Below are 25,862 nucleotides of genomic sequence, written 5' to 3'. Positions count from 1 at the left end.
TCCTCAGCCCACAGGGAGAGGGAGAAAACCGTGCCGCACTACTCGTCGAAGTACCAGTACCCCTGATTAATCAGCCCGGTGAGTTCTTCAACAAACGCCGGATTATTCAGCGCTTCACCCAGCTCGGCCTGCCCGAGTTCGGTGTAACGGCACAGCGCATCCGCCGCCTTCGCGTCCACCGTCTCCAGCTGCTCGCTGTTGATGAAGAAGCTGCCATTGACGTTCAGCACGCGCAGGCCGTTCAGGCGAGACAGCGTTTCGCCGCCCTGCAGCGCGTCCAGCACCTCTTCTGCCGAATACGGCGGCTCGGCGGCGGCGATATCCAGCTCGTGGCGCGGCGTGGAGACAAAGCTGCCGAACCATTTTGTGAAATCATCCGGCTTGCCGATCATGTCGATCATCATCTGACGAATGCGATCGAGCTCGTACTTCTCCACGCGGCCCGGGTGTTCGCGACAGGTCAGATCCGGATCGCTGTAGTGCTCGCCGCCCAGATCGTTTTCCAGCGCGTAATCGGCGAAGCTGCTGATCAGATCGCGACCGTTCGGCCCGCGGAAGCCAACGGAGTAGTTGAGCGCCGTCTCATGGGTAAAGCCGTCGTGCGGGAATCCAGGCGGGATGTAGAGGATATCGCCCGGGGCCAGATCTTCGTCAATAATCGGCTCAAACGGATCGACATGCAGCAGCGCCGGATGCGGGCAGAACTGACGCATCGGCAGCTTGTCGCCCACGCGCCAGCGGCGGCTGCCCATCCCCTGAATGATAAACACGTCGTACTGATCGATATGCGGACCCACGCCGCCGCCCGGCACGGAGAAGGAGATCATCAGATCGTCCAGACGCCAGTCCGGCAGGACGCGGAACGGACGCACCAGCTCCGCCGCGGGCATATGCCAGTGGTTCACCGCCTGCGCCAACAGCGACCAGCCAGTTTCGCCCAGATCGTCAAAGTGCTCAAACGGACCATTGCTGGCCTGCCACTTGCCGTTGAAATGGCTCACCAGGCGGCTATCGACTTCCGGCTCCATCGCCAGGCCTGCCAGCTCGTCCGGGGTAATCGGGTCGACAAAATTTGGGAAGGCATTTTTCAGCACTACGGGTTGTTTTTGCCAGTATTTCTCAAGAAATTCCGGCCAGTTCAGGTTCAGTTGATACGCCATGGGTAGCACCAGTGAGAGGAGAAACAGGCGCGATTATAGGCAAGAAGGCAGAGGGGGAACTTGTCATGGGTCAAACGAGGGCGTGTAGGTCGGGTATCACCCGACCTAACGCCGCGAAAACTTAATCCAGGTTCAGCTCGTCATAATGGGTAATCAGTTTACCCACGATGCCGTAGTCCAGCGCTTCTGCCGGAGACATCCAGTAGTTGCGGTCGGTGTCTTTTTTCACTTTTTCCAGCGGCTGGCCGGTGGCGTCGGCGATCAGCTTGTTCACGCGATCCAGCATGCGGATGATCTCGCGCGCTTCGATCTCAATATCCGTTGCCTGACCGCGCACGCCGCCCAGTGGCTGGTGGATCATGAAGCGGGTATTCGGCAGCGAGTAGCGGTGCTCTTTTTTCGCCGCAAGGAAGATGGTGATCCCGGCGCTCGCCACCCAGCCGGTGCCGATGACGTGCACTTCCGGGCGAATGAATTTGATGAAGTCGTGGATGGTATCGCCCGCTTCCACGTGGCCGCCCTGGCTGTTGATGTACAGCTTGATTGGATCGTTGCTGACGCTTTGCAGCAGGATCATCTGGGTGATCACTTTCTGCGCCAGCTCCTGGTTGATCTCACCGGAGATAACAATCGAACGGGACTCCAGCAGTTTTTGCTGCAGAGCGCCCGCGCCGCTTGACCCTTCCGCTTTATCCTTGTCGCTTTCTTTCAGTGTGTAGTGCATTGTTACGTCCTCAGCATTTAGCGCTCAAAACCAGAGTGTAGCCTGTTTTACCCGTGAAAGTCCTCAGGCGCACACAATGCGAACATCCTGCGCCGCCAGCGCGTCAAAAACGCCCTGCTCCATCCCCTCTTCCACCACCAGCACGTCAATGTCGCGGCTCTTCGCTACCACAAAGCGCGCGACGCCAGGAAGCTTGTCTGCGGTCAGGGCCACAATGGTCTGGGTGCTCCGGGCAATCACGGCTTTTTTAAACTCGCAGTCGGCAAAATCAAACCCCGTAAGCCCCGCCTCAGGATCCATCGCACAGCCGCCGATAAAGGCCTGATCGAAGATAATGTCCTGAATCTGGCTCGCCGCCGTGGCGCCAACCGTTCCGCCGGACGCTCGCTGGATCTGCCCGCCGGTGACAATCACCTCACACAGAGGATGATGCAGCAGCTCCGCGGCAATCGCCGGAGAATTGGTCACCACCGTGACGTTAAGATCCGCCGGAAGGGCTTTTGCCAGCGCCAGGTTTGTTGTCCCCGCGTCGATAAAAATGCACCCACCTGCCTGAACCAGTGTTGCTGCTTTCTGCGCGATTGTGTGCTTTTCTGCACTTATTTTCTGCTCACGGCTGAAAAAACTGCCCGCATCCGGAAGCTGAAGTACCGCGCCGCCGTAGACCTTTTTACAATAGCCCTCTTTGCTAAGTTCATGTAAATCACGGCGAATAGTGTGCTCGGATACGTTCATCTGGCTCGCCAGCTCGGTACAGACCACCCTTCCGCTCTCCTGAAGGATCTGTCGGATCCGCTCTTGTCGCTGTTCAGGAAAAGTTGCATAATCGAGCATTTAAAGTCCTTTGAAAAGTCTAATCGAGTATCAATGCGCATAATGTTGCATAACCGCGCAACACAAACAACGAGGGTAACTATGAATATTGCACATGTCGCACTCTGGACCCGCAGCCTGAACGCACAGGTTCAGTTCTGGGAAACGGTTTTTAATGGCCGCAGCAACGAACGCTACGTCAGTAAAAATCGCCCCGGTTTCGAATCACACTTTATTACCCTGGATGACGGGCCGACCATCGAGCTGATGACGCTGCCGGGCCTGCCGGACGCCCCCGCGCACCCGGAGTTTATCGGCTGGGCGCATATCGCCATCAACGTCGGCAGCAAAGCGCAGGTGGACCGCATGGCAGCGCAGGCGCAGGCAAACGGCACGCTGCTCAGCGCCCCGCGCATGACCGGAGACGGCTTTTATGAAGCGGTGATCGCGGACCCGGACGGCAACCGCATTGAGCTTGTCGGTGCATAAAAACAGCGTTTCGCTCCTTCACCGCCCCTGCCCCGGCTCGCTATACTTCATATGGTTATCATATTGTTAAATGATAATGATAGTTAATGTGTTAAGATGAAAGGCAGCATAAACAGTCCCTTACGTACCCACCGGGACGGTTTGCATCCTCGACATTTAAATCTGCACCGGGGCGGTGAATGGAACACATTGTGTATGTGGTTGATGACGATGACGCAGTCAGGCAGTCCGTAATCGGGCTGCTGGAATCAGCGGGCCTGAACGCCGTCGGCTTTTCATCGGCAGAAACGTTTCTTCAGCATCGCTTTGAGGATCTGCCGTCGTGCGTGATCCTCGACATGCAAATGCCCGCCATCTCGGGCTTTGAGGTGGCTGACGCGCTCAAGGACAGCGGGCGCGAGATCCCGATTATTTTTCTCACCGGCCACGGCACTATTCCGATGTCGGTGCGCGCCATTAAAGGCGGCGCGTACGAATTTCTCACCAAGCCCGTCGAATCCACTGCGCTTATCGACGCCATTGAATCCGCGCTTCAGCTGGCGGAACACAACGCCGCACGCAATAAAGAGCACTACGCCCTGAAGCAGCGTCATCTGTCCCTTACGCCGCGCGAGCACGAGGTGCTTGAGCTTGCCATCACCGGCAAGCTCAACAAGCAGATTGCCGCCGAGCTGGGCGTAAGCGAGATCACGGTGAAGGTGCACCGCCGCCGCGTGATGGAAAAAATGCAGGTACGCTCCGTGGCGGAACTGGTCAGGGCCGTTGAGCGCCTGACCAAAAGCCAGCCCGCGGAGTAACGTTTACCCTTCCTGCGCCGCCAGCGGCAGCGCGAAGGTAAACACCGTGCCGTGCGGCTCCCGGCGGCGCGCGCTCAGCTTCCCGCAGTGGCGCTCGATGATGCTGGCGCTGATGGTCAGCCCCATCCCCATCCCCTGCGGCTTGGTGGAGTAGAACGAGTCAAAAATCTGCTCCAGCCGCTCGGGCTCAATGCCGCTGCCGGTGTCAGCGATCTCGACGATCACTTTCCCGTCCGCGTTGCCGGTGCTGAGGGTAATGGTGCTGGCGCGATCCTTCACCTCGGCCATCGCCTCTACCGCGTTCATCACCAGATTCAGCAGCACCTGCTGGATCTGCACGCTGTCGCCGGTGATAAAGCTGTCCTGCGCCTTTAACAGATAATCAACGCTAATGTGTCGCTGCTCCAGCTCGCTGCGGGAGAGCGTGAGGATATGGCGGATCAGGTAGTGCATGTCGATGCGCGAGAAGGTGGGATCCTGCTTGCGCGTCAGGGACTGAATGCTGCGAATGATCTCCCCCGCCCGCGCGCCTTCCGCGGCGATCTCCTCCAGCCCTTCACGCACTTTATCCAGCCGGGCGGGCTCGCGGCTGAGCCAGCGCAGGCTCGCCCCGGCGTTCGAGACGATGGACATCAGCGGCTGGTTGATCTCGTGGGCGATGGAGGAGGTCAGCTGTCCGACGGTGGTGGCCCGGGAAACGCGCGCCAGATCCGCCTGCGCGACCCGCATGGCATCCTCCGCGGCGCGCTGGCTGGTGATATCGGTGATGATGCCGTAGTACTCGTTCACCTCGCTGCCCACGCCCACCGGATCGCCAATGCCGAGGATGTAGCGCGTTGAGCCGTCGGGACGCTTAACGCGAAACTCCGCGCGCATGGAGAGCCCGTCGCGCACGCTCTGGGTAACGATGGCGCTTATGCGGGCGTAATCGTCCTCGTGAACGAAAGTCAAAAACTCCGCCATGGAGATCATCTTTTGCTGCTCGGGCAGGCCGAGAATGCGGGCGTACTCTTCCGAGACAAACATCAGATCCTGCTCCAGCTCCCAGCGCCAGCTGCCAGTGTGGCTGATCTGCTCGCCCAGCATCAGCGAGGTCTGGCTGGCACGCAGCTCTTTTTCCACCCGGCGGCGCTGGATGTTCTCCGCAAGCAGCTCGGCATAGAGCCGCGCCGTCTCCAGGGAGACCGCGGCCTGCGCGCCCAAGAGGCTCACCACGCGCGAGTGCTCGGCGGTGAAGACCTCCGGCATCAGGCGGTTTTCCAGGTAGAGCACGCCCACCAGCCGCGCCTGCTTGAACATCGGGACGCACATGACCGCTGCCCCCGAGGTCACCAGATAGGGATCCTGGCTGAAGGGATGAAACTCCTCCGGCTTACCGGTGCGGATCTCCTGCCCGGTGCGGATCACCGCTGCCAGCACCGACAGTGGCATGTCGGTCGCCGTCGGCACGTCTTTCAGGATCCGCACCCGCACGCCGTCGGTGCTGGTCCAGGCGCTGGCCTCGATCTCCGGGATCAGGTTATCGCTCACGCGAAGCAGCAGACCGCGCTGCGCCCCGGCGCGTTCGAGCAGGATCGTCATCAGGTTTTCGATCAGGCGCTCAAGATTGATCTCTTCCGACAGCGCGCGGGAAGCTTTGATCACGCTCTGCAGATCGCGGATCGTTTCATTCTGGGCGAACGCCACCGTGTCGTAGGCGCTGGCCTGCCCGGAGGCCAGCAGGTGCGGGAAATCCTGCTCCAGCTGGCGCACCTTAGCCTGCGCGCCCGCGCGGCCCCAGGCGGCAATCGAGCCGCGGAAGTGGGCGTCCGACGCGGTCGGGTAGCCGCAGGCCAGCGCGAAGCGGCCCGCCAGCTCGTGGGCCAGGGCGTTAATAGGGTTAAACCCGCCCTCGCGGGAGAGCCGGACCGCCTTCTCATACTGCTCAAGCGCAATGCTGTTCATCCCGTCCAGACGGACGATTTCGGCGTAGATCAGCGCCTCTTTATCCGCGAACGTGCCGGGATTAACGCGTGCCCAGAGGGCGATTTTGTCGTAGTGGGCGTGAATGCTGCGGCGGTGATTCGCCGAAAACGTCTCCGGCGTCAGCTGGCGGGAGAGCGCCAGCGCGCTGTAGAGATGGTAATCCAGCAGATGAATGTGCCCCGGCGCAGACCACGCGTACCAGCCCGCCATCTCGAGATCCGCCTGCGCGTCGGCATACTCGCCGCAGGTAAAGTGCGCCATGCCGCGGTAGAGCCAGTACCAGAACAGCATGGTCGAGGTCTGCTCCGGGGCCTGCTCCGGCGACGCGGGAAGCAGCGTCTCGGGCAGCGCCTGCGACGCGGTCCAGGTACCGATGACAGGCGTGCGCAAAAACTCCACGAAGGTGCGCTGGAGCATCAAAATGGTCTCAACGTCCTGGAAGTGGGTTTTACGCACAAACGCCAGGCCACGATCGATGCTGGTCAACACCCCGTCCAGGTGATCGCCCCGCGAGAGGAAGTTAATGACCTGATGGCAGGCCGCAAAGCAGGCTACCGTCATATCCCCGTGGGTCACTGCGGCGGTGAAGCAGGCCTTTGCGCACTCGATGGTAAACGATAAAGGCTGGGTCCAGACGCTGAGCTGGTCGAGGGGCAGCAGGGTTTTGGCTTCGAACGCGTCGTAGCCGTGGCGGTTCACCATCTCGCGGGCCAGAGTGCCGTACTGGAACCCGAGGCGATACTCGGCGTAGCGGTGGCCAATCAGCACGCCAAACCAGGCCATCGCCGTGGTGGAGGCGCCGGTGATGCCGTGGTCGAGCGTCAGGTGCATCATGCGGCAGAGCAGCAAAAAGTGCAGACGCGGGCAGATGAAGCCGGCGCAAATGCTGGCGCTGTAGAGCAGGTTCATCACCGCTTCGGTTTCCGGGTTATCCATCCGCGAGAGCTGGGCAAAAAGATTTTGCGGCGCGTCGCCCGTGCGGTTGCAAAAGAGCGCCCAAGCCTCGTCACAGTCGGCATCTTCCGGATAGCGGCCAATCTGAATACCAAAAATCCCCAGCCAGCAGAGCGCCGCCTCCAGCGCCAGACGGCTGTCCGACTGGCGAGTGTAGACTTCCACCAGCAGGTTGGCCGCCAGCGCCTTTTCGGTCAGCCCGCCGGGGCAGCCGAGAATGGCGTCACACAGCTCGCGGGTCCGCTCCAGATGGCCCAGCGCAAACTCGCAGCCCGCCTCTTCGATATCGAGCATGAAGTCTGACACCGCCCCGGCGTTGCCCAGCGCTCTGGCGGTCTGGATATAGCCGAGCGCCGAAAGATAATCCCCCGTGCGCTTCGCCCGTCGCGCGGCCAGCAGGCTCAGCTCGCGGAACATCTGCCGCTGCGGCGCGGGCTGAATGCTGTCCAGCGCGGCCGTGACGTGGTGAACGGCGCGGAACAGCAGTTCGTTCCCCGCCGCCTGACGCGCGGCGTCGGCCAGCAGGCTGGCTGTGGTCAGGTGAAGATGGCTTTTCTCATGCTGATCCAGCAGCGCAAAGGCGGCCTCCTGCACCCTGTCATGGGTGAAGGCGTACTCTTTTTCCGTCAGCACGATGAGCTGGGCCATCACCGCCGGGTGCAGCGCATAGCGCATTTCCGCCATCGACATGCCGACCACGCGGCATATCATCTCCATCTCACCCGTGCCGCCGAGGCAGGCGAGGCTGCCCAGCAGACGGCGCGTCTCGTCGGGCAGCTCTTCAAGCTGCTCCAGAACCAGAGTCACGACGTTCTCGGTGTAGTGTCGGGCGCGGATCGCCTGCAGATCGTAGTGCCACTTATCCTGATATTTGTTGTGCACCACCAGCCCGTCATCCACGATGCGGCGGAAAAACTCGTGCACAAAGAGCGGGTTGCCCCCGGTTTTTTCATGGATCAGCGTGGCGAGGTCGGTCGTCGCCGCGCTGCGGGTGCGAAATATCGTCGCCAGCCAGCGCGCCACCGCCTTCACGGACAGCGCCTGCGGGACAATTTCAGTCGCGTTTTGCGCTGCCTCCGGCAGGCTCGCCAGCTGCTGTTGCAGTGTCGGTTCGGACAACGAACCGATATCGCGGTGGGCGATTACCAGCAGCAGCGGGATAGCGCCGCAGGTCACCAGCAGATGTTTCAGCGTATACAGGCTGGCGGCGTCGCTCCACTGAAGATCGTCAAGCACCAGCACCAGCGGGCAGCCCTGAGTGGCAAAGGTTTTCACCAGGGCCAGCACCATATGGCTGAAGCGCGCCCGGGCATCAATGGAAAACGTATCCGCCGAGAAGCGCGGCTTGCTCTCAAGCAGCAGGCCCAGCTCGGGCACCAGGCTGACGGCCAGCGCTTCGTACCCCTCAAGGGCGCGGGAGAGGCGGATTTTCCACTTCGCCACCTCGTCTGCGGGCAGCCCCAGCAGGTGCAGCGTCAAGGTGCGGAACGCGGAGCTTAATACGCCGTAGGGCAGGGACGGCGAAAACTGATCGACTTTCCCCACCGCCAGCAGCACCTTACGCTGCTGCAGCGTTTTGAGCGCCGTCGCGATGATCGACGATTTGCCGATCCCCGACGGCCCACCGATCGTTACCAGCTCCGGCACCAGGCTCTGCCCCACCCGCTCAAACGCAGCAATGACGTCATTCGCCTGCGGATGCGTCGCGAACAGCGAGTCCGCCAGATGGATCGCCGGGGTGCGGTCCTGCTGGCCGGGGGTAAAGGCGACGATCTCGCCCTCGCAGGTCAGCGTCGCCTGGCAGCGGCGGAGGTCGGCAATCAGCCCGTCGACCGTCTGGTAGCGGTTATCGGGATGCTTTTCCAGCAGCTTCAGGATAATGGTGGACAGCATTCCCGGCACGTCCGGGCGAATCACGTCCGGGGCCAGCGGCTCCGAGGCAATATGGTAGTGCGCCCAGTTGGTCTGATCGTCCTCCCCCAACTCAAACGGCAGGCGTCCGGTCAGGAGTTCATACAGCACCATGCCGAGGCTGTAGAGATCGCTGCGGCCGTCAACGGGGCGCCGGGTGCGGGTGGTGTGCTCCGGCGACATGTAGGCGGGCGTACCGCCTGAAACGGCAAGCCGGGTCTGGGAAAAGGCGCCGGAGAGGCTGCAGGAGAGGCCAAAGCTGCCCAGACGGCAGGCGCCATCGTGATGAACAAAAATCGAGCCGGGCTTGATATCACCGTGGATCAGGTTTTGCAGGTGCATCTGGCGCAGGGGAGCGCAGATCTGGATCGCCAGTTCGATAAAGCGCGAGATCCCCGAGATCGCCCTGCCCGCGCGCCGCGCCAGCAGTTCAAACGAAAACGGCGCATACACCAGCGCGAAACGCCCCCGGTACTGGGTGGACGCGACGGCGCGGATGGCCCAGCTGTCCTGCAGCACGTCGCGCAGAGCAAACTCGTTTTTGAGCAGCCGTGTCGCCCGCTCCTCTTCTTCGTCGCTCACCGCGGTGGCAATGATGAACGAGCCGCCGGAATGGGGATGGCGCGCGTTCATCCAGGAGATACCGCCCTCCTGCGCCAGCACGGTAAAAATCACATCCTCTTTAAGGACAAAAACCCGCCCCTGGTGAAGATTCCCCTGGGCGGGCCAGAATGCAGGCTGCTCGTGTTCGTTCATCCGCGATCCTTATCGTCGGCGGGCCAGCTCCCGCTGTATATGATCCAGCAGAATATCGATGTTAATGGGTTTACGCAAAAATGCAGCGGCGCCCAGGCTGAGAGCGTACCGCTGCATATTTTCATCAGCATGACCGGAGATAAAGATCACGGGCGGCGGGGGAACGGCCAGCAGCCGTAGCTTTTCAAACAGCTCCAGGCCGCTCATGCCCCGCAGCTTGATATCGGCGATCACCATCGCCGCGCCGGACAGGGCGAGCGGATGGCTCAGAAATACCTCTGCCGAATCAAACGTGTCGGCGGCATAGCCTTCCGATTCCAGGAGATTACTCAGCCCGCTGCGGACGGAACGTTCGTCATCAATGATGGCAATGCGCCACGGCAGCGTCATGCTGTCTTTCCTCAAACAAATCATTAAACGTCGCGATCGTCCTTCGCGGGCGCAGGAGGCGCCGTGCCGCTGATTTTCGGTACGCATTCGTGACGAAACCAGGCGAGGGTAAGCGGTTCGCGACTCAGTAAACGCCGTCCCACCGGGATGAGCTGTTCGCCCACCAGCATGCCAAACAGGCCAAGCAGGGCGACAACCGGCGGCGCCGGGGAATGGACGTTGAGCAGAGCGTAAATTACCCCAGCACCCACGCCGCACACCAGAGAAATTATCCATGCTTTCATGAGGTCGCTCCCGTCTGCGATTTGGCCTGCGGAGCAATCACCTGAGACGGCGGCGCGCCGTCGCGGGATAACAGATGGCGCGTCGCCTGTTCACCCGCCAGCATCCCCAGCAGGCCAATCAGCGCCAGCGCGGGCGGCGCGGGGGAGCGCACCTTCAGCACGGCATACATCAGGCCAATCAACACGCCTGCCGCAAGGGATATCAGCCCAGTACTCATTGTGAACTCCAGAGAAAGAGGCAGCGGCGAGCCGGATGAGGGACCAGCCCGCCAGCGGAACTTAGCGTGCCGGAACAGGCGCTAAGGTGCGGTGCTCGCTCTTCTGGCGAGACGGCGCTTTGTGCACCATGGTGTAGGCGTAATCCACGCCCATGCCGTACGCGCCGGAGTGCTCGCGCACGATATCCATCACCGCGGTGTAGGTCTCTTTACGCGCCCAGTCGCGCTGCCACTCCAGCATCACCTGCTGCCAGGTCACCGGGATCACGCCTGCCTGGATCATGCGCTGCATCGCGAAGTCGTGGGCTTCTTTGGAGGTGCCGCCGGACGCGTCCGCCACCATATAAATTTCGTAGTCGCCTTCCAGCATCGCGCACAGGGCAAAGCTGTTGTTGCACACTTCGGTCCACAGGCCGGCAACCACCACCTTCTTCTTGCCGTTTGCCTTCAGCGCGTCACGTACCTTCTGGTCGTCCCAGGAGTTCATGGAGGTACGCTCCAGGATGTCCTGGCCCGGGAACACGTCCAGCAGCTCCGGATAGGTGTTACCGGAGAAGCTTTCGGTCTCAACGGTGGTGATGATGGTCGGGATGTTGAACACTTTGGCCGCTTTCGCCAGCGCCACGGTGTTGTTTTTCAGCACCTGGCGGTCAATAGACTGCACGCCAAACGCCATCTGTGGCTGGTGATCGATAAAGATGATCTGACAGTTCGCAGGGGTTAACACTTCGAGCTTTGAAGAGGTCATAGCATTTTCCAGTGGTTAAGGGTAGAAATCGCCGTGAGTGCCACGACGATAAAGTCACCCTCATCCTGCGGTTTTCCGTCGCCGCGCGTAATTATCTCTTCGTATAGTTAACCTTAGGTATAGTTATACTTTGGTATACCTATCCTATTGTATAACTGGATCTTTGCCGAAACCGGTTCCCATAATCCTGACCATTCCCCCTCTCAGTCAGGAGCAGTTATGGTTACCCTCGGTAAAGCCGATCTCATTCTGGTTAACGGCCAGTTTCACACCGTCGATCGCGAAAACCCCGTCGCGGAAGCCGTTGCCGTGCGCGACGGAAAATTTCTGGAAGTGGGTACCGTCGCCGAGGTGATGCAACACCACTGCGACGGCACCAAAGTGGTGGACCTGAAAGGCCACACCGCCATCCCCGGCCTGAACGACTCGCACCTGCACCTCATTCGCGGCGGGCTGAACTACAACCTTGAGCTGCGCTGGGAAGGCGTGCCGTCGCTGGCCGACGCCCTGCGGATGCTGAAAGAGCAGGCCCTGCGCACGCCGTCGCCCCAGTGGGTGCGCGTGGTGGGCGGCTGGACCGAGTTCCAGTTTGCCGAGCGCCGCATGCCGACCCTGGACGAAATTAACGACGCCGCGCCGGATACCCCGGTCTTCATCCTGCACCTGTACGACCGCGCCCTGCTCAACCGCGCCGCGCTGAAGGTGGTCGGCTACACCAAAGACACGCCCAACCCGCCGGGCGGCGAGATCCAGCGCGACGCCAACGGCAACCCGACCGGGATGCTGATTGCCCGTCCGAACGCCATGATCCTCTACGCCACGCTGGCCAAAGGGCCGAAGCTGCCGCTGGAGCAGCAGGTCAACTCCACCCGTCAGTTCATGCGCGAGCTGAACCGCCTGGGGCTGACCAGCGCCATCGACGCGGGCGGCGGCTTCCAGAACTACCCGGAAGATTACGAGGTGATTGCCGAGCTGCACGAGAAAAAGCAGATGACCATCCGCATCGCCTACAACCTGTTTACCCAGCGTCCGGGCCACGAGCTGGAAGACTTTGAAAAATGGACCGACATGCTCACGCCGGGCCAGGGCAGCGACTTCTTTCGCCACAACGGCGCGGGCGAGATGCTGGTCTTCTCCGCCGCCGATTTTGAAGACTTCCTCGAACCTCGCCCGGACCTCGCGCCAGGCATGGAGGACGAGCTGGAGCGCGTAGTGCGCCATCTGGTGGAGCACCGCTGGCCGTTCCGCCTGCACGCCACCTACAACGAATCCATCAGCCGCATGCTGGACGTGTTCGAGAAGGTGAACCGCGACATTCCGTTCAACGGCCTGCACTGGTTCTTCGACCATGCGGAAACCGTTACCCAGGCCAACATCGACCGCATCAAAGCGCTGGGCGGCGGCATTGCCGTGCAGCACCGCATGGCCTTCCAGGGCGAGTACTTTGCCGAGCGTTACGGCATCGAAGCCACCCGCCACACGCCGCCGGTGGCGAAAATGCTGGAGACCGGCGTGCCGGTGGGCTTAGGAACGGACGCTACCCGCGTGGCGAGCTACAACCCGTGGACCGCGCTCTACTGGCTGGTCTCCGGGCGCACCGTCGGCGGAATGCAGATGTACGACCACAGTGCCCGTCTGGATCGCGATACCGCCCTGATGCTCTGGACCCAGGGCAGCGCGTGGTTCTCCAGCGAGCAGAACCAGAAGGGGCAGATCAAGGTCGGCCAGCTTGCCGATCTGGCCGTGCTGAGCAAAGACTACTTCCGCGTGCCGGAAGAGGAGATCAAGGGCATCGAGTCCGTCCTGACGGTGGTCAACGGCGACATCGTCTACGCCGCAGGCAGCTTTGGCCCGCTCGCGCCGCCGGCCATTCCGGTTCTGCCCGAGTGGTCCCCGGTGGTGAAGGTGCCGGGCCACTACCGCAGCGCGCCGCCGCAGGCCGCACGCGTCGGCTTGAGTGTGGCTCACCACTGCAGCGGCCCGTGCGGGGTTCACAGCCACCAGCATGATTTCGCCCGCACGTCAGAGATGCCGGTGTCCGACGATAACGCTTTCTGGGGGGCGCTGGGCTGCAGCTGCTTTGCATTCTGATGAAAAACACTACTATGCCGCCCCGGGTCGACCTGGGGCTGTTCTTCCTGCGCCTGACCGGCAGCCTGCTGCTGCTCTACGTGCACGGCCTGCCAAAGGTGCTGCACTTCAGCGAAGAGCTGACGCGCATTGAAGATCCGTTTGGCTTCGGGCCTTACGCCAGCCTGATCCCGGCGATTGTCGCCGAGGTGATTTGCCCGCTGTTTATCATTGCGGGCGTGTACACCCGCCTGGCGTGCCTGCCGATTATCGCCGTGCTGCTGGTGGCGATGCTGGCGGTCCACCCGAACTGGTCGATTGCCGAAGGGCAGTTTGGCTGGCTGCTGCTGATTATCTTCACCACCCTCGCCCTCACCGGGCCGGGCCAGTGGCGGCTACAGCGTAAGGCAACGGAGAGGTTCGCATGACCCAGGTTAACGACGTTCGCGACGCACACGTCGAGACGACGCCCGCGCAGGCGGTTTCGCCGTGGCAACCGCTGAGCCAGCCGGTGTTCCGCATGCTGTGGATCGCCACGGTGGTCTCTAACGTCGGCTCATGGATGAGCGACGTCGGCATCAACTGGAGCATGCTGACCCTGAGCGCCGACCCGCTGGATATCGCGCTGGTACAGGCGGCCAGCAGCCTGCCGATGTTTCTCTTCGCCCTGCCGTCCGGGGTGATGGCGGACATCGTCGACCGACGTAAATACCTGCTCTTCTCCCAGCTGTGGGTGTTCATCGCCGCCGCCGTACTGACGGTGCTCTCCTTCACCGGACACGTCACCCCCACCGTGCTGCTGGTGGCAACGTTTCTGCTGAGCGTGGGCGCGGCGATGAGCTCGCCGCCGTTCCAGGCCGTGGTGCCCGATCTGGTGAGCAAGCCGGAGCTGGGCGCCGCCGTGGCGCTGAACTCGCTCGGGGTGAACATCAGCCGGGCGATTGGCCCCGCGCTGGGCGGTTTTCTGCTGTCGCTCGCCGGGCCGTGGATGGTGTTTGCCCTGAACGCGCTGTCCGTGGTCGGCGTGGCGTGGGTGCTGTGGCGCTGGCGTCCGGCGCCATCCGTGCAGCGCCTGCCGCCGGAGCACTTCTTCTCTGCGGTGCGCTCCGGCATTCGCTACGTGCACGCCGCCCCGGTGCTGCGCAACGTGCTGGTGCGCACCGTGGCCTTCTTCGTTTTCGGCAGCGCGGGCTGGGCGCTGCTGCCGCTGGTGGCGCGCCGCGAGCTGGGCTTAGGTCCGGCGGGCTACGGCGTGATGCTGGCGTGCATAGGCCTGGGGGCGATTGCCGGGGCGATCCTGCTACCGCGCCTGCGCCAGCGGCTGAACGCCGACCGCCTGATGGTGGCCGCCAGCCTGACTTTTGCCCTCACCATGCTGGCGCTGGCGTTTGTGCGCCACGTCTGGCTGCTCAACCTGTTTGAGTTCTTCACCGGCTTCGCGTGGATTGCGGTGCTCTCCACCCTCAACCTCGGCGCGCAGCGCAGCGCCGCCCGCTGGGTGAAGGCCCGCGCGCTGGCGGTCTACCTGACGGTGTTCTTCGGCTCGATGACCACGGGCAGCGCCATCTGGGGGCAAATCGCCTCGCAGTTCGGCACCCCGACCTCGCTGGTGGTCGCCACGCTGGGGATGGTGCTGGCAAGCGCCACCGTGTTCCGCTGGAAGCTGGAGAAAGATCCGGACCTGAACCTCGACCTGAGCGGCCAGCCGCTGGACGGCGTGGAGATTGACCTGCCCAACGAGCGTGGCCCGGTGCTGGTATCGCACGAGTACATCATCGACCCGCACAACGCGAAGGCCTTCCTGGAGGCGGTACACGAGCTGCGCCGGGTGCGCCGCCGCGCCGGGGCGATGAGCTGGGCGGTGTACGAGGATATTGAGCGCCCCGGTCTGTTTATCGAGACCTTCCTGATGGGCTCCTGGATTGAGCATCTGCGCCAGCAGGAGCGCCACACCATGAATGACCTCCTGCTGCAGAGCCGCGTTCTGGCTTTTCATCAGGGCACAACATCACCGGCAATTCGCTATCTGGTCGCGCCGGTTTAAACATAACAATCACCTGTAGAGGAAGACACTATGGCAACGTTTAAGGCAAAAGACGGCACGCAGATTTACTACAAAGACTGCGGCGCGGGCAAACCGGTTCTCTTCAGCCACGGCTGGCCGCTGGACGGCGACATGTGGGACAGCCAGCTGAACTACCTGGCGGAGCGCGGCTTCCGCGCCATCGCCTTTGACCGTCGCGGCTTTGGCCGCTCGGATCAGCCGTGGAACGGCTACGACTACGACACCTTTGCGTCCGACATCAACGACCTGATTACCACCCTGGACCTGCGCGACGTGACGCTGGTGGGCTTCTCCATGGGCGGCGGCGACGTGACGCGCTACATCAACAACTACGGCAGCGCGCGCGTGGCCGGTCTGGCGCTGCTGGGCGCGGTAACGCCGATCTTCGGCAAATCCGACTCCTTCCCGCAGGGTGTGGATCAGAGCGTGTTCGACGGCATTCGCGACGGACTGCGTAAAGATCGCGCCCAGTTCATCAGCGACTTCGCGACGCCGTTCTACGGTACCAACGCCGGGCAGACCGTCTCCGCCGGTGCCCTGACCCAGACGCTGAACATCGCCCTGCTGGCGTCGCTGAAGGGCACCATCGACTGCGTGACCGCTTTCGGCGAAACCGACTTCCGCCCGGATATGGCGAAAATCGACGTGCCGACGCTGGTTATTCACGGCAGCAACGACCAGATCGTGCCGTTTGAAAGCACCGGCAAGCTGGCGGCGGAGATGATCAAAAACGCCACGCTGAAGGTGTACGACAACGCGCCGCACGGCTTCGCGCTGACCCACCAGGATCAGCTCAACGAAGATCTGCTGGCGTTTGTGAAGTCGCTGTAATTTTTTCCAGGCCGGGTAAGGCGCAGCCGCCACCCGGCGCTTTCGCAGACGCGTTCCGCTCCGCCAGCAGCCGACAAATCTCCGCATGCTTCTCCTCGGTGAAGGTAAAGCGCGACATAAAGCCCATTCGGATCAGCGAGCCGATAGCCGGTAACAAACAGATCCCGAAGAACAGCCCCGACAGTACGCCTTCGCTCTGGATTTGCGCCTGCGGCACGTAGCCAATCATCGTCAGAAACACGCCGATTAACCCGCCGCCCACCGCCACCGACATCTTGCCGGTAAAGGTCTGCCCGGAGAAGGTAATCGCCGCGCAGCGCTTGTGGGTGTGGTACTCCGCGTACTCGATGGTGTCGGCAATCATCGACGAGGTGAGGATGTTGGTCATCATCACGAACAGCGTGCTCAGCCCGAGCAGAATAAACAGCATCGTCACCTGCTGATAGCCGACAAACCACATCACCACGCGCACCGCCACGTCCAGCCCGCAGAGGATCATAAACAGCTTCCGCTTCTGCATCCGGCGCGTCAGCATCGGGGCAACCAGGCACAGCACCGCCGCCACGATCCCCATCACACCAATCGCCATCTGCAGGCTGCCGTCGCCCAGGTTGTTGATAAAGAAGTAGATATACAGCCCGCCCGCCACGTTGTGGAACACGCAGAAAAAGAACGACAGCAGGACGATAAACAGCGGCTTGTTCTGGCGCAGGTTGTGGAAGGTGTCGCGGATGGTCACCTTCTCCGGGCTCGGCGGCACGCGCTCTTTGATCTGCATAAAGCCGTTGAGCATCAGCGGCAGGCCCACCAGCATCATCACCAGCGCCGCCATAAAGTAACCTTTATCGTTGCTGTACTGGGCGAAGAACGCCGCCAGCTTCGGGAAGAAGATGTTGGCGCAGGCAATCCCCGCGTTGACCCCGAGCATCGCCGCCGTCACCGCGCGGGTGCGCTGGGCGGAGTCGTTGGTCATCACCGACGACATCGACCAGAACGGGATATCGGAGATGGCGTACAGTGTCCCCCACAGGATATACGTCACCCCGGCGTAGAGGATTTTGGTGGTCATGTCCGCTTCGATTTTATAGAACGAGAGCAGCGTGACGCCGGTGATCAGCAAAGGCGCGATCAGCAAAAAGTGGCGAAACTTGCCGAACCGGCTGTTAATGGTGTCCATAATGCTGGCAAACAGCGGATCGTGAACCGCGTCCCACGCGCGGGCAATCAGGAAGATGGTGCTCGCCGCCAGCGCCGAGATCCCCAGCACGTCGGTGTAAAAATAGTTAATAAACGAACCCACTAAACCAAAGCTAAAACACTGACCTAAACCATAGCCAAAATAAGACCACAACTCGCGAGACGGTATTTTCATTGTCGTTGCCATTGTTATATGCCTGCCTGGTTGCCCGGCGGTGGTCCGCCGGGTCGATATTATTTGTCCTGCGCCTGAGGGGCGATCTTGCGCAGCTGCTGCATCAGGGCGATTTCACGGCGCGAGAACGGAATGCCGTTCTCCTCAAACACGTCGTGGAACCAGAGGCGGCAGTAGTCCGTCGACTCCTTCATCACCACCGGCCACGGCAGCCACGTCTGGGTTTTGCCGCGCACCAGCCCCCACTGGTACGGCGCGACCTTCGCCGCGTACATCAGCGGGAGCTGCTCTTCGATGGTGCTGCCCACGTGACGCGCCAGCCATTCGGTGCAGAACAGCGGCCGACCGAGCTTTTGCAGCTGCTGGATAATCGCCGTCATGCGCCCGGTGTGGGTGTAGGCGTGGAAGCTCACCACGTCCGAGAGTGCCAGCGCGGTCTGGTCCAGCGGATGCCGGAAGAACGTCTCGCCCTCCTCCTCCGGCGGCAGGCGCCAGGCGCAGACGGTGAGCGGCTGGGTCGGGTCCTCCTCACGCACCCACCGGAACGCCAGCTTCATCAGCTCGTGCGCGCAGGTCTCCAGCTTCGCGTCGTACTGCACCTCCTGCGTGCCGGTCGCGAAAATGCCGCGGTTGCCCGGCTCGTTGTAGAGATCCCACAGCAGCACGCGCTTATCGTCTCGAAACTGGCGGACTACGTCGCGGATATAGCGTTCAATGTCTGCCCGGCAGTCGGGATCGCACACCTTATCGCGACCGGGGCTCGCCGCCGCCTGGCTGTTGTGCTTGCCCGGCACCGGCGGCTTCTGCGGGCCGAGGTACGGCTCGTCGCCGGAGAAGCCGCAGTCGTCCATCAGAGTCAGCATGGTGCTGAACCCGTGACCGTCGGCAATCGTCAAAAACTGGTCGATGCGCGCCATCAGCCCGTCACGGTCGTGCTCCCAGACGATAAACGGCAGGTTGATGCGCAGGGTGTTATAGCCCGCGTCCGCCGCCCAGCCCAGCTCGCGCTCGATGGTGCTGGCATCGAAGGTCTCTTCCTGCCAGATATCGGTCCAGTTCACCGCCGTCGACGGCAGATAGTTAAACCCGCACAGCCAGCCTTTTTGCTCGTACCACGCCTGTGCCTGCTCCCTGCTCCACTGCTCTTTCATTACGCGTCCTCTTACTGATAATATTTAGCTAATAAATATTAGTTGCGGGATAAATGCGCAAATCACGGCGCACCGAAAAGCGACGGCTCTCACAAAGTTCACGCTTCGATGAATGAGAAACGTGATCGACGGCGCTAAAGCGTGCGGTTAGGGTATGATGCGAAATCGCGAAAGGGAGAGGACGGATGAAGCGAAAAACGAAAGTGACGATGAACGATATTGCGCGGGCGGCGGGCGTGTCGCAGGCGACGGTATCGCTGGTGCTTAACCAGTCCCGCAACATCAAGCTCAGCGACGACACCCGCCAGCGGGTGATTAACGTGGCTACCGAGCTCGGCTACGACCGCCTCCCCGCCGTTCACGCCCCGCGCAACCAGGAGGAGATCGCCCTGCTGGTGAGCTCCATGCAGAGCTTCGACCCGTTTATCGACGCCATCAGCCAGGCGCGGGAAGCGGCGTGGCGCAACGAGACGTTGCTCACCGTCTACGACTACGGCGACGACATCGAGCTGGCGCTGAACATAATCCGCCAGCTGGAGAAGCGTAACTGCATCGGGATTATTCTCGCGTCTCCGGTCACCACGCTGGTGGACATGACGGCGTTCCAGGACTGCACCCGCATCCCGCTGGTGCTGCTCAACCAGCGCGACCCCGGCTCGCCGCTGCTGCCGTCGTTTATCCCGGACGACTACGCCAACGCTTTTCAGGTGACTAAACACCTCATCGCCTGCGGGGCCACGCGCATCGCCCACATCACCGGGGAGAGCTGGATGGAGGCCTCGCGCCAGCGTCTGGCGGGCTACCAGGCGGCATTACAGCAGGCCGGACTGGCGTGCGACGACAGCCTGGTGCGCCAGACCAACTGGCAGTTCAGCGAGTCCTTTACCGCCACGACTTCTCTGCTGGAGCTGACCGAGCGCCCGGACGCCATCTTCTGCGCCAGCGACTGGCTGGCGATTGGCTGCTATCAGGCGCTGGCGGTGAACGGCGTGCGCATCCCGCAGGACATGCTGCTGGCGGGCTACGACGACCAGAAGATTTCCGAGCAGCTCACCCCGCCGCTGACCAGTATCCAGCTGCCCTACAGCGAGCTGGGACGGCTGGCGGTGGAGTACCTGTGCAATCAGGAAGATGCCGCCACGCACGTGACGCTGGCGGGCAGGCTGAAGGTGCGCGCCTCAAGCCTCGTCTGAGGTAAACACCATGCCCGCGTAGGGCTTCTCGCGACACGCCGCCAGCCGCGCGGCGAGGCTGCCCACGTGCAGCTCCAGCTTGTGCCCGTCCGGGTCGAGAAAATAGTACGACGCCCCCTCGCTTTTGTTCTGCTTCCAGACGGTGACGCCCGCCTGCTTAAGCCTTTGCGAGAACGGTTCAAAATCCGCCTCCGCGATGGTAAACGCGTAATGGGTGTAGTCGCTCTCCTGCGGCGGCACGTACCGGCGCGCCTCGTCGTACGACAGGCAGACCCACAGATCGCCGCAGGTGAGATAGGCCCCGGTATTCCAGCGGGCGTGCAGGGTCAGCCCCAGCAGCTCGTGCCAGAAGGTGACGCTTTTTTGCAGGTCGCTGACCGCGAGGGTCAGATGGTTGAGAGATTGCAGCATGACGTGCCCTTTTGTTTTTCGCGCCGGACGTGGTACGGTAAAGAGATGAACATAAACCACGCCGTGCTCACCGTAAACCGCTGGTGGCTGCCTTCTTAAAGGCGGCACGGAGTAGTTTTTCCCATTTTCAGATAGCCGTCGAAAGGCGGCTTTCACACATCTAAGACCCCTTTCGGCATTACAACGTTAAGGAGTCTTTATGAACAAGCAAACCATCCTCACCGGCGACCGCCCAACCGGCCCGCTGCACCTCGGCCACTTCGTCGGATCGCTGCGCCAGCGCGTGGCGCTGCAGCAGACGCACAACCAGTTTGTGCTGATAGCCGACCTGCAGGGGCTGACCGACAACGGCAGCAACCCGCAAAAAATTCGCGACAACATTCCCGAAGTGCTGGCCGACTACCTCGCCGCGGGCATCGACCCGAACCTGACCACCGTCTGCCTGCAGTCCGCCCTGCCCGCCCTCGCCGAGCTGACGATGCTGTATATGAACATCGTCACCGTCGCCCGCGTGGAGCGTAACCCGACGGTGAAAAACGAGATTGCCCAGAAAGGCTTTGCCCGCTCGCTGCCGGTCGGGTTTATGGCCTACCCCATCAGCCAGGCAGCGGACATCACCGCGTTTAAGGCCGAGTGCGTGCCCGTCGGCGACGACCAGCTGCCGATGATTGAGCAGACCAACGAGATTGTGCACAAGATGAACAGCCTGCTGCCCGCCCCGGTGCTGCGCCACTGCAAGGCGATGCTGAGCGACACCAGCCGCCTGCCCGGCATCGACGGCAGCGCCAAGATGTCAAAATCGCTGGGCAACACGCTGCACCTTTCGGCCAGCGAAGAGACCATTCATCGTGCGGTGAGCGCCATGTACACCGACCCGAACCACCTGAAGGTGAGCGACCCGGGGCAGATTGAGGGGAACGTGGTGTTTACGTACCTCGACGCGTTTCATCCGGACAAGGAGAAAGTGGCGGCGATGAAGGCGCACTATCAGGCGGGCGGGCTGGGCGACCGGGCGTGTAAGAACGAGCTGGAGGCGTGTTTGCAGGAGCTGATTGCGCCGATGCGGGAGCGGAGGGCGATGTATATGCAGGACAAGGGGGAATTGATGGCGATGCTGAAGCGCGGCACGGAACGGGCGCAGGGGGTGACGCAGGCGACGTTGAGGGAGGTGAAGGTGGGGCTGGGGGTGCCGGTGTTTTGAAAGTGTGAGTTAAGAGAGAGTTAGCGGTGGAGTGTATGGTACCGGCATCAAGCCGCTAACTCGTTTATTACGAAAATAAGCAAGGCGCAATAAATTCTTAAATGCATTATTAGCCATTGTTGTTTGTCATTCTATTAAGAGCGCTATATTCATAGACTCTTTATTTTTTAACCGTCTCGGCAAATGCTATGGGCAAGTTTATTATTTACATGCTGAATATATTATTCTGTGGTTATGTACTGGCTACATGCCTCATTTCTTTGGTTAGTTTTGATAACTGGGAGGACCGTACAATCGCAATAACAATAATCTTAGGAAGTGCACAACTTATTGCGACATTACTTAATCGGGCACTGCCTCATAAGTTACATGTTTTAGGGGGGATAGCTGAACTAATAGAAGGTCCGCTATTAGTTATTGGCGCAATTGTGTGTCTGGATGTGTTTGAACCCTGGCCGATAAAGATCATTGGGATGTTTACGTGGATTGTTTTAATTTTCTTTGTACCTTCAATAATAAGCCCCAAGCGTTAACTCAGTCTATTAATCAATGTCTACGTCATTTCTTCACCCACGGAATCCAACATAATGTACCCCACTCTTTCGCAGGTCATTGAGGTTGTACGTCAGTCCTCGGGACATCATCGCAAGCGCATTGATGAGAACACCCTAATCGAAGCCGACCTCGATATATGCGGCATGGATGGCGATGCCCTGATTGAAGACTGCGAGGCAGCGTTTGGCGTTACGCTCGTCACTGAAGAAGATGGTTATGAGAAAACTTTTTCTCTCGCTGAAAACGAGTTTCTTTTTAGCACCGAGGGCATAGATTACTTTGGTATCTGCCGCTTGATTCGCCGGTTGCGAGGCATTTCGGAACCGGTGATACGCGATTTAACCGTTGGCGAGCTTCATGCTGTGCTGGTTAAGGCAGTTGAACAGGTAGATCATGATTGAGTTATTTTTAGCATAGTGCGGGCATGTGCTCATATGCCCGCACTCGTTAGTCTTAAGTTTAAACGGCCTTCCCACTCCCACGCTTAATCACCGGAACATCACCTGTATCATTCAGCGCTCCCGGAAAGGTTTTCAACCACTGCACGACTTTCTGCTTATTTATATTCACCACGCTCATACCTTCCAGGCATCCCCATAATTCTCTTGTATGCTGCGGCGTAATCACAATGCAGTCTTTCATGGCGCGGATTTTTACGGGCATGCCGTCGATAAAGCCCGCACGGGTTAACCACTCGCCGCCCAGCAGAAGGTATTTCATATCTATGCGGGAATAAAGTTCGCAGCAGGCGGCACTGTCCTGCGGCGTCTCCGCGCGGGGATGGACGGGGGCCGCGTTGAGCTGGTTGCCGTGTAAACGCCGGGCGCTGTTTTTGCGTACCAGCTCGCGGTTTTCAATCATGCCGGTGAAAGCGTCTGATTCTGTTTTGCAAACAGTAAACTCTGGCTTAAAATTCGTCGCAGCCATTTTCAACTCCTGATTAGTTGTTAGTGGTTAGCGGTATGGGGGTGTTGCAGCACCTTCATATCGCGAATTCTTCTTTAAATATTCTTTGCTACTTCCTTTGCCGTTCGGCGTAATTTCTGGTGCTCATTATACAGGGCTGAATATAAATACAGCGGTTTGGTGTGGGGTAAATTTGGAATTTGCAAGGGAGATTCAGGAAAAGGGTTGGGTCAGAGAAATTACGCAGCGAGGACTATCAGAATATAAGGTGAGCGCCCGCATGAACCTCAGAGCAACCATTCGCCGATCTGCGGGCTGGCAATGAGTCGTTTTATTATCAAGTTCGGTGACCGACTGAGCGATCACCTTTAATACAATGGCAGTTACACAGCATTACGGACAGGCTCCTTTGAGAGGATAAGCGTTAATAAAGAGGAGGCACTCAATGCCTCCTTTCTATTTGTTACGCTCTTACGTTCCAATCGTCCGTATACTGGACATTACCATCAACATAACGCCAGGTGATTTTGTCATACATCAGGGAAACAGATTCCATGTGGTTGATCTGCGAGTTTCCTGCCATTTTAGCGTTTGGCATCCCTGGGTTAATGCCCGTCACTTTCACACCCTCAATGGTCATGACGAAGTAGCACTCTTCTTGTCCTGCATGGTTAATGCGATACCAGCGAATCTCCGCACTTTTCAACGTTTGACCGGTGGCAACGGCTTTGTATAGGTACGGGCTGGAGCTATCAAACTCCTTTTCAATCATCATCGGAGAATGTGAACGCTTGCCAGTAATCTTGCCGTTGGCACTGTCTACTGGAATGTTCAGACCATGACTAAAGCCAACAATCTCTATACTCCCCTCATGATCCTGAACGTCTAAGGCTCCTTTAATGTCTGCGCCGCCATCGTCAGCCACATGTAAGCCGGAATAGGCATTTTACAAACTCCTTTTAGTTGTGATTTTCTTCGTGATGAACCAGTAGCAAACAATCGTTAAGAGCAACTGAAAGCCCACAATCGCCGCTATTGTGAAATTTGAATACGTTTGATCCGGGAATAAAGACTGATAAGGCAGTAAGCGAAATAACGCCCAAAACAGGAAGGTAAACCCGAAGATTTTAGCTAACCGTCGCAATGTTGAACTGAACCACTCTCTGGGGATACCAGCTGGACTAACTTTGTGAGTCGCGCCACGGTACGCCGTGGTAATAGCGCTCATGACAGGTACGCTGATTAATGTATTGATTAAGATGCTAAAGTAGCCGTCTAACGATTCCCAAACTTCTGAATCAGGTTCACCTAAAATGAAGCGGGTAAACTTGTCGGCGCTTTGGAAATCGAAAAGCTCCGTAATAGAATTAACTAATCCATCATACGGAACCATTTCAGCAACGATCAGCACAACAACAGCGAACAGCACTATCTTGATGAATAAACTAAGGGCATGTTTTGCCATTGGAGATCACCTCAATCGTGCCGTATGCCTGTAGCTTCCTCATGCAAGGAACATCTATTTTTTGGCTTCTCAACAGAGCATTACGCAACATGGCAAAATCAGAATCATGTGGGAGAGTGATACAACCTTCTGATAGTACGCCTGGATGCAAACGGAAATTGCCACGCTTAACGCTCTCAATCCATGTGTAATCATCGCTCCCCCAATCATCACGCCATAATGCGAACCATTCAGAATGTTTGAATGTTGCACCATTGGCGAAGTGATTATAAATGTCTCTTCCCACTGCGTTTAGCTGTGACTTGAGTCCACCCTGAGGGCGGTCAACAATCCAGTATTTACCGCTGGTACTGGCCCCTCTTTGGGGATCATTCCACATGCCCCACGATTACGGTAAGCACCATTACCAGAGAAAGCTAAAAAAGTGCCTATACCAGGAAACGATAACGGGGAGTAGTACGCATCATTAATTACAAACTTTCCATGTAGAGCCATAGATAACCCTTTTATCTATAATGACTTGTTGGCTTATCGTACTCCTACGCAATCGGACATAAGAAGGTTTTCTTCCGAGAGACTTCTGATTTTCAGATAATAGCCCGTTGGTGGTAAGACAACGTGTAAGGCCGTTAAGCGGTAACATCAGAGGTGTATTAGGAAGCTAAGTTTATCAAGTTGACCATGTGCCCTCAGGGGCGAGACCGAACCGCTGGCAGTGTAAGTATCCCGGCAAAAACGAACCATTCACTTTTAGAGATCTTCCGACATACTGATTATGTCCGCCTGAGGAGCTCGCCTTGCGTAAAGCCCGATTCACTGACCACTAGTTCATTGCCGTTCTGAAGTCCTTCGTAGCCGGACGTGCCGTTAAGGATGTCTGCCGCGAAGCCTGTATCTCTGAGGCCAGCTATTAAAATTGGAAAGCAAAATATGGCGGGATGGAAGTAGCTGATATTTAAAAAACCAAAGATCCGGAGGATGAAAATCGTCGCCCAAACAGATGTTTGCCTATTTCAGCCTTGAATGCCGGGCTCTGAAAGACGTTACCAAATAAAAGCTTTAAAAACCGCGATAATCCGTGAACTCGCCAGCTATCTGACGGCGCAATTTGCCATGAGTTTACGCTAGGCCTGCAGAACATTATCGCTGAGCAGGAAGATTTATTTTTACCAGCTCGATGTCCGGGTGATGGAGCGGTGATCCAGGCACTGACTGAGCTGGTAGAGCGCTATCCGCGCTACGGTTTTAGAAGTTGTTTCAACTGCTGCGCAGGCGAGGCAATACCTGGAACCATAAACGCGTTCATCTGCATTACATTGAATATAAATACAGCGGTTTGGTGTGGGGTAAATTTGGAATTTGCGAGGGGGATTCAGGAAATAATGTTATGTACGGTAAGGTCATGTTTTTGTTGATTGCGAGTTGATTGGTCT

22 protein-coding genes and 3 pseudogenes are annotated in these 25,862 nt (G+C 59.2%); 10 read left to right on the top strand and 15 right to left on the bottom strand.

Translation table 11 applies throughout. The features are described from left to right. Positions 1 to 38 precede the first annotated feature (38 nt). The 3 genes from ACR42C_RS02780 to ACR42C_RS02770 all read right to left on the bottom strand — a co-directional run bounded on the left by ACR42C_RS02780 (position 39) and on the right by ACR42C_RS02770 (position 2,718). Positions 39 to 1,160 (bottom strand): ribosomal protein uL16 3-hydroxylase, encoded by a 1,122-nt coding sequence (locus ACR42C_RS02780; protein WP_320721074.1) that lies wholly within the window; start codon positions 1,158 to 1,160, stop codon positions 39 to 41. A gap of 121 nt (positions 1,161 to 1,281) precedes the next feature. After that, entirely contained in the window at positions 1,282 to 1,884 is a 603-nt protein-coding gene (locus tag ACR42C_RS02775) for an ATP-dependent Clp protease proteolytic subunit (protein WP_028015368.1), read from the bottom strand. Positions 1,885 to 1,947: 63 nt separating this feature from the next. Continuing rightward, on the bottom strand, positions 1,948 to 2,718 hold the full coding sequence (locus tag ACR42C_RS02770; RefSeq protein WP_320721073.1) for a DeoR/GlpR family DNA-binding transcription regulator: 771 nt from the start codon (positions 2,716 to 2,718) through the stop codon (positions 1,948 to 1,950). Between the two features lie 81 nt (positions 2,719 to 2,799). Between ACR42C_RS02770 and ACR42C_RS02765 the strand changes: the two genes are divergently transcribed. Both ACR42C_RS02765 and ACR42C_RS02760 read left to right on the top strand, forming a co-directional pair. Then, the gene (locus tag ACR42C_RS02765; RefSeq protein WP_320721072.1) at positions 2,800 to 3,186 is read left to right on the top strand and encodes a VOC family protein; all 387 of its coding nucleotides are present in this window, start codon (positions 2,800 to 2,802) and stop codon (positions 3,184 to 3,186) included. A gap of 179 nt (positions 3,187 to 3,365) precedes the next feature. Continuing rightward, positions 3,366 to 3,983 (top strand): response regulator transcription factor, encoded by a 618-nt coding sequence (locus ACR42C_RS02760; protein WP_116343923.1) that lies wholly within the window; start codon positions 3,366 to 3,368, stop codon positions 3,981 to 3,983. 3 nt (positions 3,984 to 3,986) lie between these two features. On the opposite strand, the gene ACR42C_RS02755 is transcribed toward ACR42C_RS02760, so the two are convergent. The 5 genes from ACR42C_RS02755 to ACR42C_RS02735 all read right to left on the bottom strand — a co-directional run bounded on the left by ACR42C_RS02755 (position 3,987) and on the right by ACR42C_RS02735 (position 11,209). Further along, positions 3,987 to 9,569: a trifunctional serine/threonine-protein kinase/ATP-binding protein/sensor histidine kinase gene (locus tag ACR42C_RS02755; RefSeq protein WP_320721071.1), complete on the bottom strand. Its 5,583-nt coding sequence runs from the start codon at positions 9,567 to 9,569 to the stop codon at positions 3,987 to 3,989. Between the two features lie 9 nt (positions 9,570 to 9,578). Beyond that, positions 9,579 to 9,959, bottom strand: a complete 381-nt coding sequence (locus tag ACR42C_RS02750) for a response regulator transcription factor (protein WP_116343925.1) — start codon at positions 9,957 to 9,959, stop codon at positions 9,579 to 9,581. Positions 9,960 to 9,982: 23 nt separating this feature from the next. Continuing rightward, on the bottom strand, positions 9,983 to 10,243 hold the full coding sequence (locus tag ACR42C_RS02745) for a XapX domain-containing protein (RefSeq protein WP_479984719.1): 261 nt from the start codon (positions 10,241 to 10,243) through the stop codon (positions 9,983 to 9,985). Continuing rightward, positions 10,240 to 10,461, bottom strand: a complete 222-nt coding sequence (locus ACR42C_RS02740) for a DUF1427 family protein (RefSeq protein WP_479984718.1) — start codon at positions 10,459 to 10,461, stop codon at positions 10,240 to 10,242. The genes ACR42C_RS02745 and ACR42C_RS02740 overlap by 4 nt, the downstream gene beginning before the upstream one ends. Before the next feature lie 61 nt (positions 10,462 to 10,522). Then, positions 10,523 to 11,209, bottom strand: a complete 687-nt coding sequence (locus ACR42C_RS02735) for a hydrolase (protein ID WP_023331928.1) — start codon at positions 11,207 to 11,209, stop codon at positions 10,523 to 10,525. 219 nt (positions 11,210 to 11,428) lie between these two features. On the opposite strand from ACR42C_RS02735, the gene ACR42C_RS02730 reads away from it, so the two are divergent. From ACR42C_RS02730 to ACR42C_RS02715, 4 genes are read left to right on the top strand one after another with little or no spacing between them, the layout of a single operon-like run. Next, complete coding sequence (locus tag ACR42C_RS02730; protein ID WP_163330736.1) at positions 11,429 to 13,300, top strand: amidohydrolase; 1,872 nt, start codon at positions 11,429 to 11,431, stop codon at positions 13,298 to 13,300. Beyond that, positions 13,300 to 13,707, top strand: coding sequence for a DoxX family protein (locus ACR42C_RS02725; protein ID WP_302219251.1), 408 nt, complete (start codon positions 13,300 to 13,302; stop codon positions 13,705 to 13,707). The genes ACR42C_RS02730 and ACR42C_RS02725 overlap by 1 nt, the downstream gene beginning before the upstream one ends. Next, complete coding sequence (locus ACR42C_RS02720) at positions 13,704 to 15,323, top strand: MFS transporter (RefSeq protein ID WP_479984717.1); 1,620 nt, start codon at positions 13,704 to 13,706, stop codon at positions 15,321 to 15,323. Before ACR42C_RS02725 ends, ACR42C_RS02720 begins: the two co-directional genes overlap by 4 nt. Positions 15,324 to 15,353: 30 nt before the next feature. After that, a complete protein-coding gene (locus ACR42C_RS02715) occupies positions 15,354 to 16,175 on the top strand; it encodes an alpha/beta fold hydrolase (protein WP_069601666.1) in 822 nt (273 codons plus the stop codon). Here the strand turns inward: ACR42C_RS02715 and ACR42C_RS02710 are convergent. Beyond that, a complete protein-coding gene (locus ACR42C_RS02710) occupies positions 16,138 to 17,559 on the bottom strand; it encodes an MFS transporter (protein ID WP_116343931.1) in 1,422 nt (473 codons plus the stop codon). The two genes, ACR42C_RS02715 and ACR42C_RS02710, sit on opposite strands and share 38 nt — an antisense overlap. Before the next feature lie 47 nt (positions 17,560 to 17,606). Next, the gene (locus tag ACR42C_RS02705; RefSeq protein ID WP_479984716.1) at positions 17,607 to 18,698 is read right to left on the bottom strand and encodes a cellulase family glycosylhydrolase; all 1,092 of its coding nucleotides are present in this window, start codon (positions 18,696 to 18,698) and stop codon (positions 17,607 to 17,609) included. 185 nt (positions 18,699 to 18,883) lie between these two features. Here ACR42C_RS02705 and ACR42C_RS02700 point away from each other — a divergent pair, with 185 nt between their 5' ends. Then, positions 18,884 to 19,891, top strand: coding sequence for a LacI family DNA-binding transcriptional regulator (locus ACR42C_RS02700; RefSeq protein WP_479984715.1), 1,008 nt, complete (start codon positions 18,884 to 18,886; stop codon positions 19,889 to 19,891). Here ACR42C_RS02700 and fosA read toward each other — a convergent pair. After that, positions 19,877 to 20,302: a FosA/FosA2 family fosfomycin resistance glutathione transferase gene (gene fosA / locus ACR42C_RS02695; protein WP_479985177.1), complete on the bottom strand. Its 426-nt coding sequence runs from the start codon at positions 20,300 to 20,302 to the stop codon at positions 19,877 to 19,879. The genes ACR42C_RS02700 and fosA overlap by 15 nt on opposite strands. Positions 20,303 to 20,501: 199 nt before the next feature. On the opposite strand from fosA, the gene trpS reads away from it, so the two are divergent. Continuing rightward, entirely contained in the window at positions 20,502 to 21,503 is a 1,002-nt protein-coding gene (gene trpS, locus ACR42C_RS02690) for a tryptophan--tRNA ligase (protein WP_479984714.1), read from the top strand. A gap of 587 nt (positions 21,504 to 22,090) precedes the next feature. Beyond that, positions 22,091 to 22,459, top strand: coding sequence for a hypothetical protein (locus ACR42C_RS02685; RefSeq protein ID WP_166709979.1), 369 nt, complete (start codon positions 22,091 to 22,093; stop codon positions 22,457 to 22,459). Positions 22,460 to 22,517: 58 nt separating this feature from the next. On the opposite strand, the gene ACR42C_RS02680 is transcribed toward ACR42C_RS02685, so the two are convergent. From ACR42C_RS02680 to ACR42C_RS02665, 4 genes and pseudogenes are all read right to left on the bottom strand, one after another. Then, on the bottom strand, positions 22,518 to 22,985 hold the full coding sequence (locus ACR42C_RS02680) for a SymE family type I addiction module toxin (RefSeq protein ID WP_166709977.1): 468 nt from the start codon (positions 22,983 to 22,985) through the stop codon (positions 22,518 to 22,520). 442 nt (positions 22,986 to 23,427) lie between these two features. Then, positions 23,428 to 23,909 (bottom strand): annotated as a pseudogene (locus ACR42C_RS02675) (Hcp family type VI secretion system effector). A gap of 1 nt (position 23,910) precedes the next feature. Beyond that, entirely contained in the window at positions 23,911 to 24,429 is a 519-nt protein-coding gene (locus tag ACR42C_RS02670; protein WP_316379776.1) for a hypothetical protein, read from the bottom strand. After that, a pseudogene (locus ACR42C_RS02665) lies at positions 24,410 to 24,924 on the bottom strand (DUF2778 domain-containing protein). The gene ACR42C_RS02670 and the pseudogene ACR42C_RS02665 overlap by 20 nt, the downstream one beginning before the upstream one ends. Before the next feature lie 335 nt (positions 24,925 to 25,259). Between ACR42C_RS02665 and ACR42C_RS02660 the strand changes: the two are divergent. After that, positions 25,260 to 25,744 (top strand): annotated as a pseudogene (locus tag ACR42C_RS02660) (transposase); the annotation flags it as partial. Between the last annotated feature and the right edge of the window lie 118 nt (positions 25,745 to 25,862).

This window comes from Enterobacter sp. MG-EB028, assembly GCF_056673305.1.
This window is presented reverse-complemented; position numbering and strand designations above follow the sequence as displayed.

Coding starts and splice junctions, on each gene's coding strand:
- ACR42C_RS02750 (WP_116343925.1), bottom strand. CDS start 9,959: ATGACGCTGCCGTGGCGCATTGCCATCATTGATGACGAACGTTCCGTC.
- ACR42C_RS02770 (WP_320721073.1), bottom strand. CDS start 2,718: ATGCTCGATTATGCAACTTTTCCTGAACAGCGACAAGAGCGGATCCGA.
- ACR42C_RS02705 (WP_479984716.1), bottom strand. CDS start 18,698: ATGAAAGAGCAGTGGAGCAGGGAGCAGGCACAGGCGTGGTACGAGCAA.
- ACR42C_RS02735 (WP_023331928.1), bottom strand. CDS start 11,209: ATGACCTCTTCAAAGCTCGAAGTGTTAACCCCTGCGAACTGTCAGATC.
- ACR42C_RS02765 (WP_320721072.1), top strand. CDS start 2,800: ATGAATATTGCACATGTCGCACTCTGGACCCGCAGCCTGAACGCACAG.
- trpS (WP_479984714.1), top strand. CDS start 20,502: ATGAACAAGCAAACCATCCTCACCGGCGACCGCCCAACCGGCCCGCTG.
- ACR42C_RS02725 (WP_302219251.1), top strand. CDS start 13,300: ATGAAAAACACTACTATGCCGCCCCGGGTCGACCTGGGGCTGTTCTTC.
- ACR42C_RS02760 (WP_116343923.1), top strand. CDS start 3,366: ATGGAACACATTGTGTATGTGGTTGATGACGATGACGCAGTCAGGCAG.
- ACR42C_RS02775 (WP_028015368.1), bottom strand. CDS start 1,884: ATGCACTACACACTGAAAGAAAGCGACAAGGATAAAGCGGAAGGGTCA.
- ACR42C_RS02670 (WP_316379776.1), bottom strand. CDS start 24,429: ATGGCAAAACATGCCCTTAGTTTATTCATCAAGATAGTGCTGTTCGCT.
- ACR42C_RS02700 (WP_479984715.1), top strand. CDS start 18,884: ATGAAGCGAAAAACGAAAGTGACGATGAACGATATTGCGCGGGCGGCG.
- ACR42C_RS02715 (WP_069601666.1), top strand. CDS start 15,354: ATGGCAACGTTTAAGGCAAAAGACGGCACGCAGATTTACTACAAAGAC.
- ACR42C_RS02730 (WP_163330736.1), top strand. CDS start 11,429: ATGGTTACCCTCGGTAAAGCCGATCTCATTCTGGTTAACGGCCAGTTT.
- ACR42C_RS02745 (WP_479984719.1), bottom strand. CDS start 10,243: ATGAAAGCATGGATAATTTCTCTGGTGTGCGGCGTGGGTGCTGGGGTA.
- fosA (WP_479985177.1), bottom strand. CDS start 20,302: ATGCTGCAATCTCTCAACCATCTGACCCTCGCGGTCAGCGACCTGCAA.
- ACR42C_RS02755 (WP_320721071.1), bottom strand. CDS start 9,569: ATGAACGAACACGAGCAGCCTGCATTCTGGCCCGCCCAGGGGAATCTT.
- ACR42C_RS02740 (WP_479984718.1), bottom strand. CDS start 10,461: ATGAGTACTGGGCTGATATCCCTTGCGGCAGGCGTGTTGATTGGCCTG.
- ACR42C_RS02710 (WP_116343931.1), bottom strand. CDS start 17,559: ATGGCAACGACAATGAAAATACCGTCTCGCGAGTTGTGGTCTTATTTT.
- ACR42C_RS02680 (WP_166709977.1), bottom strand. CDS start 22,985: ATGGCTGCGACGAATTTTAAGCCAGAGTTTACTGTTTGCAAAACAGAA.
- ACR42C_RS02720 (WP_479984717.1), top strand. CDS start 13,704: ATGACCCAGGTTAACGACGTTCGCGACGCACACGTCGAGACGACGCCC.
- ACR42C_RS02685 (WP_166709979.1), top strand. CDS start 22,091: ATGTACCCCACTCTTTCGCAGGTCATTGAGGTTGTACGTCAGTCCTCG.
- ACR42C_RS02780 (WP_320721074.1), bottom strand. CDS start 1,160: ATGGCGTATCAACTGAACCTGAACTGGCCGGAATTTCTTGAGAAATAC.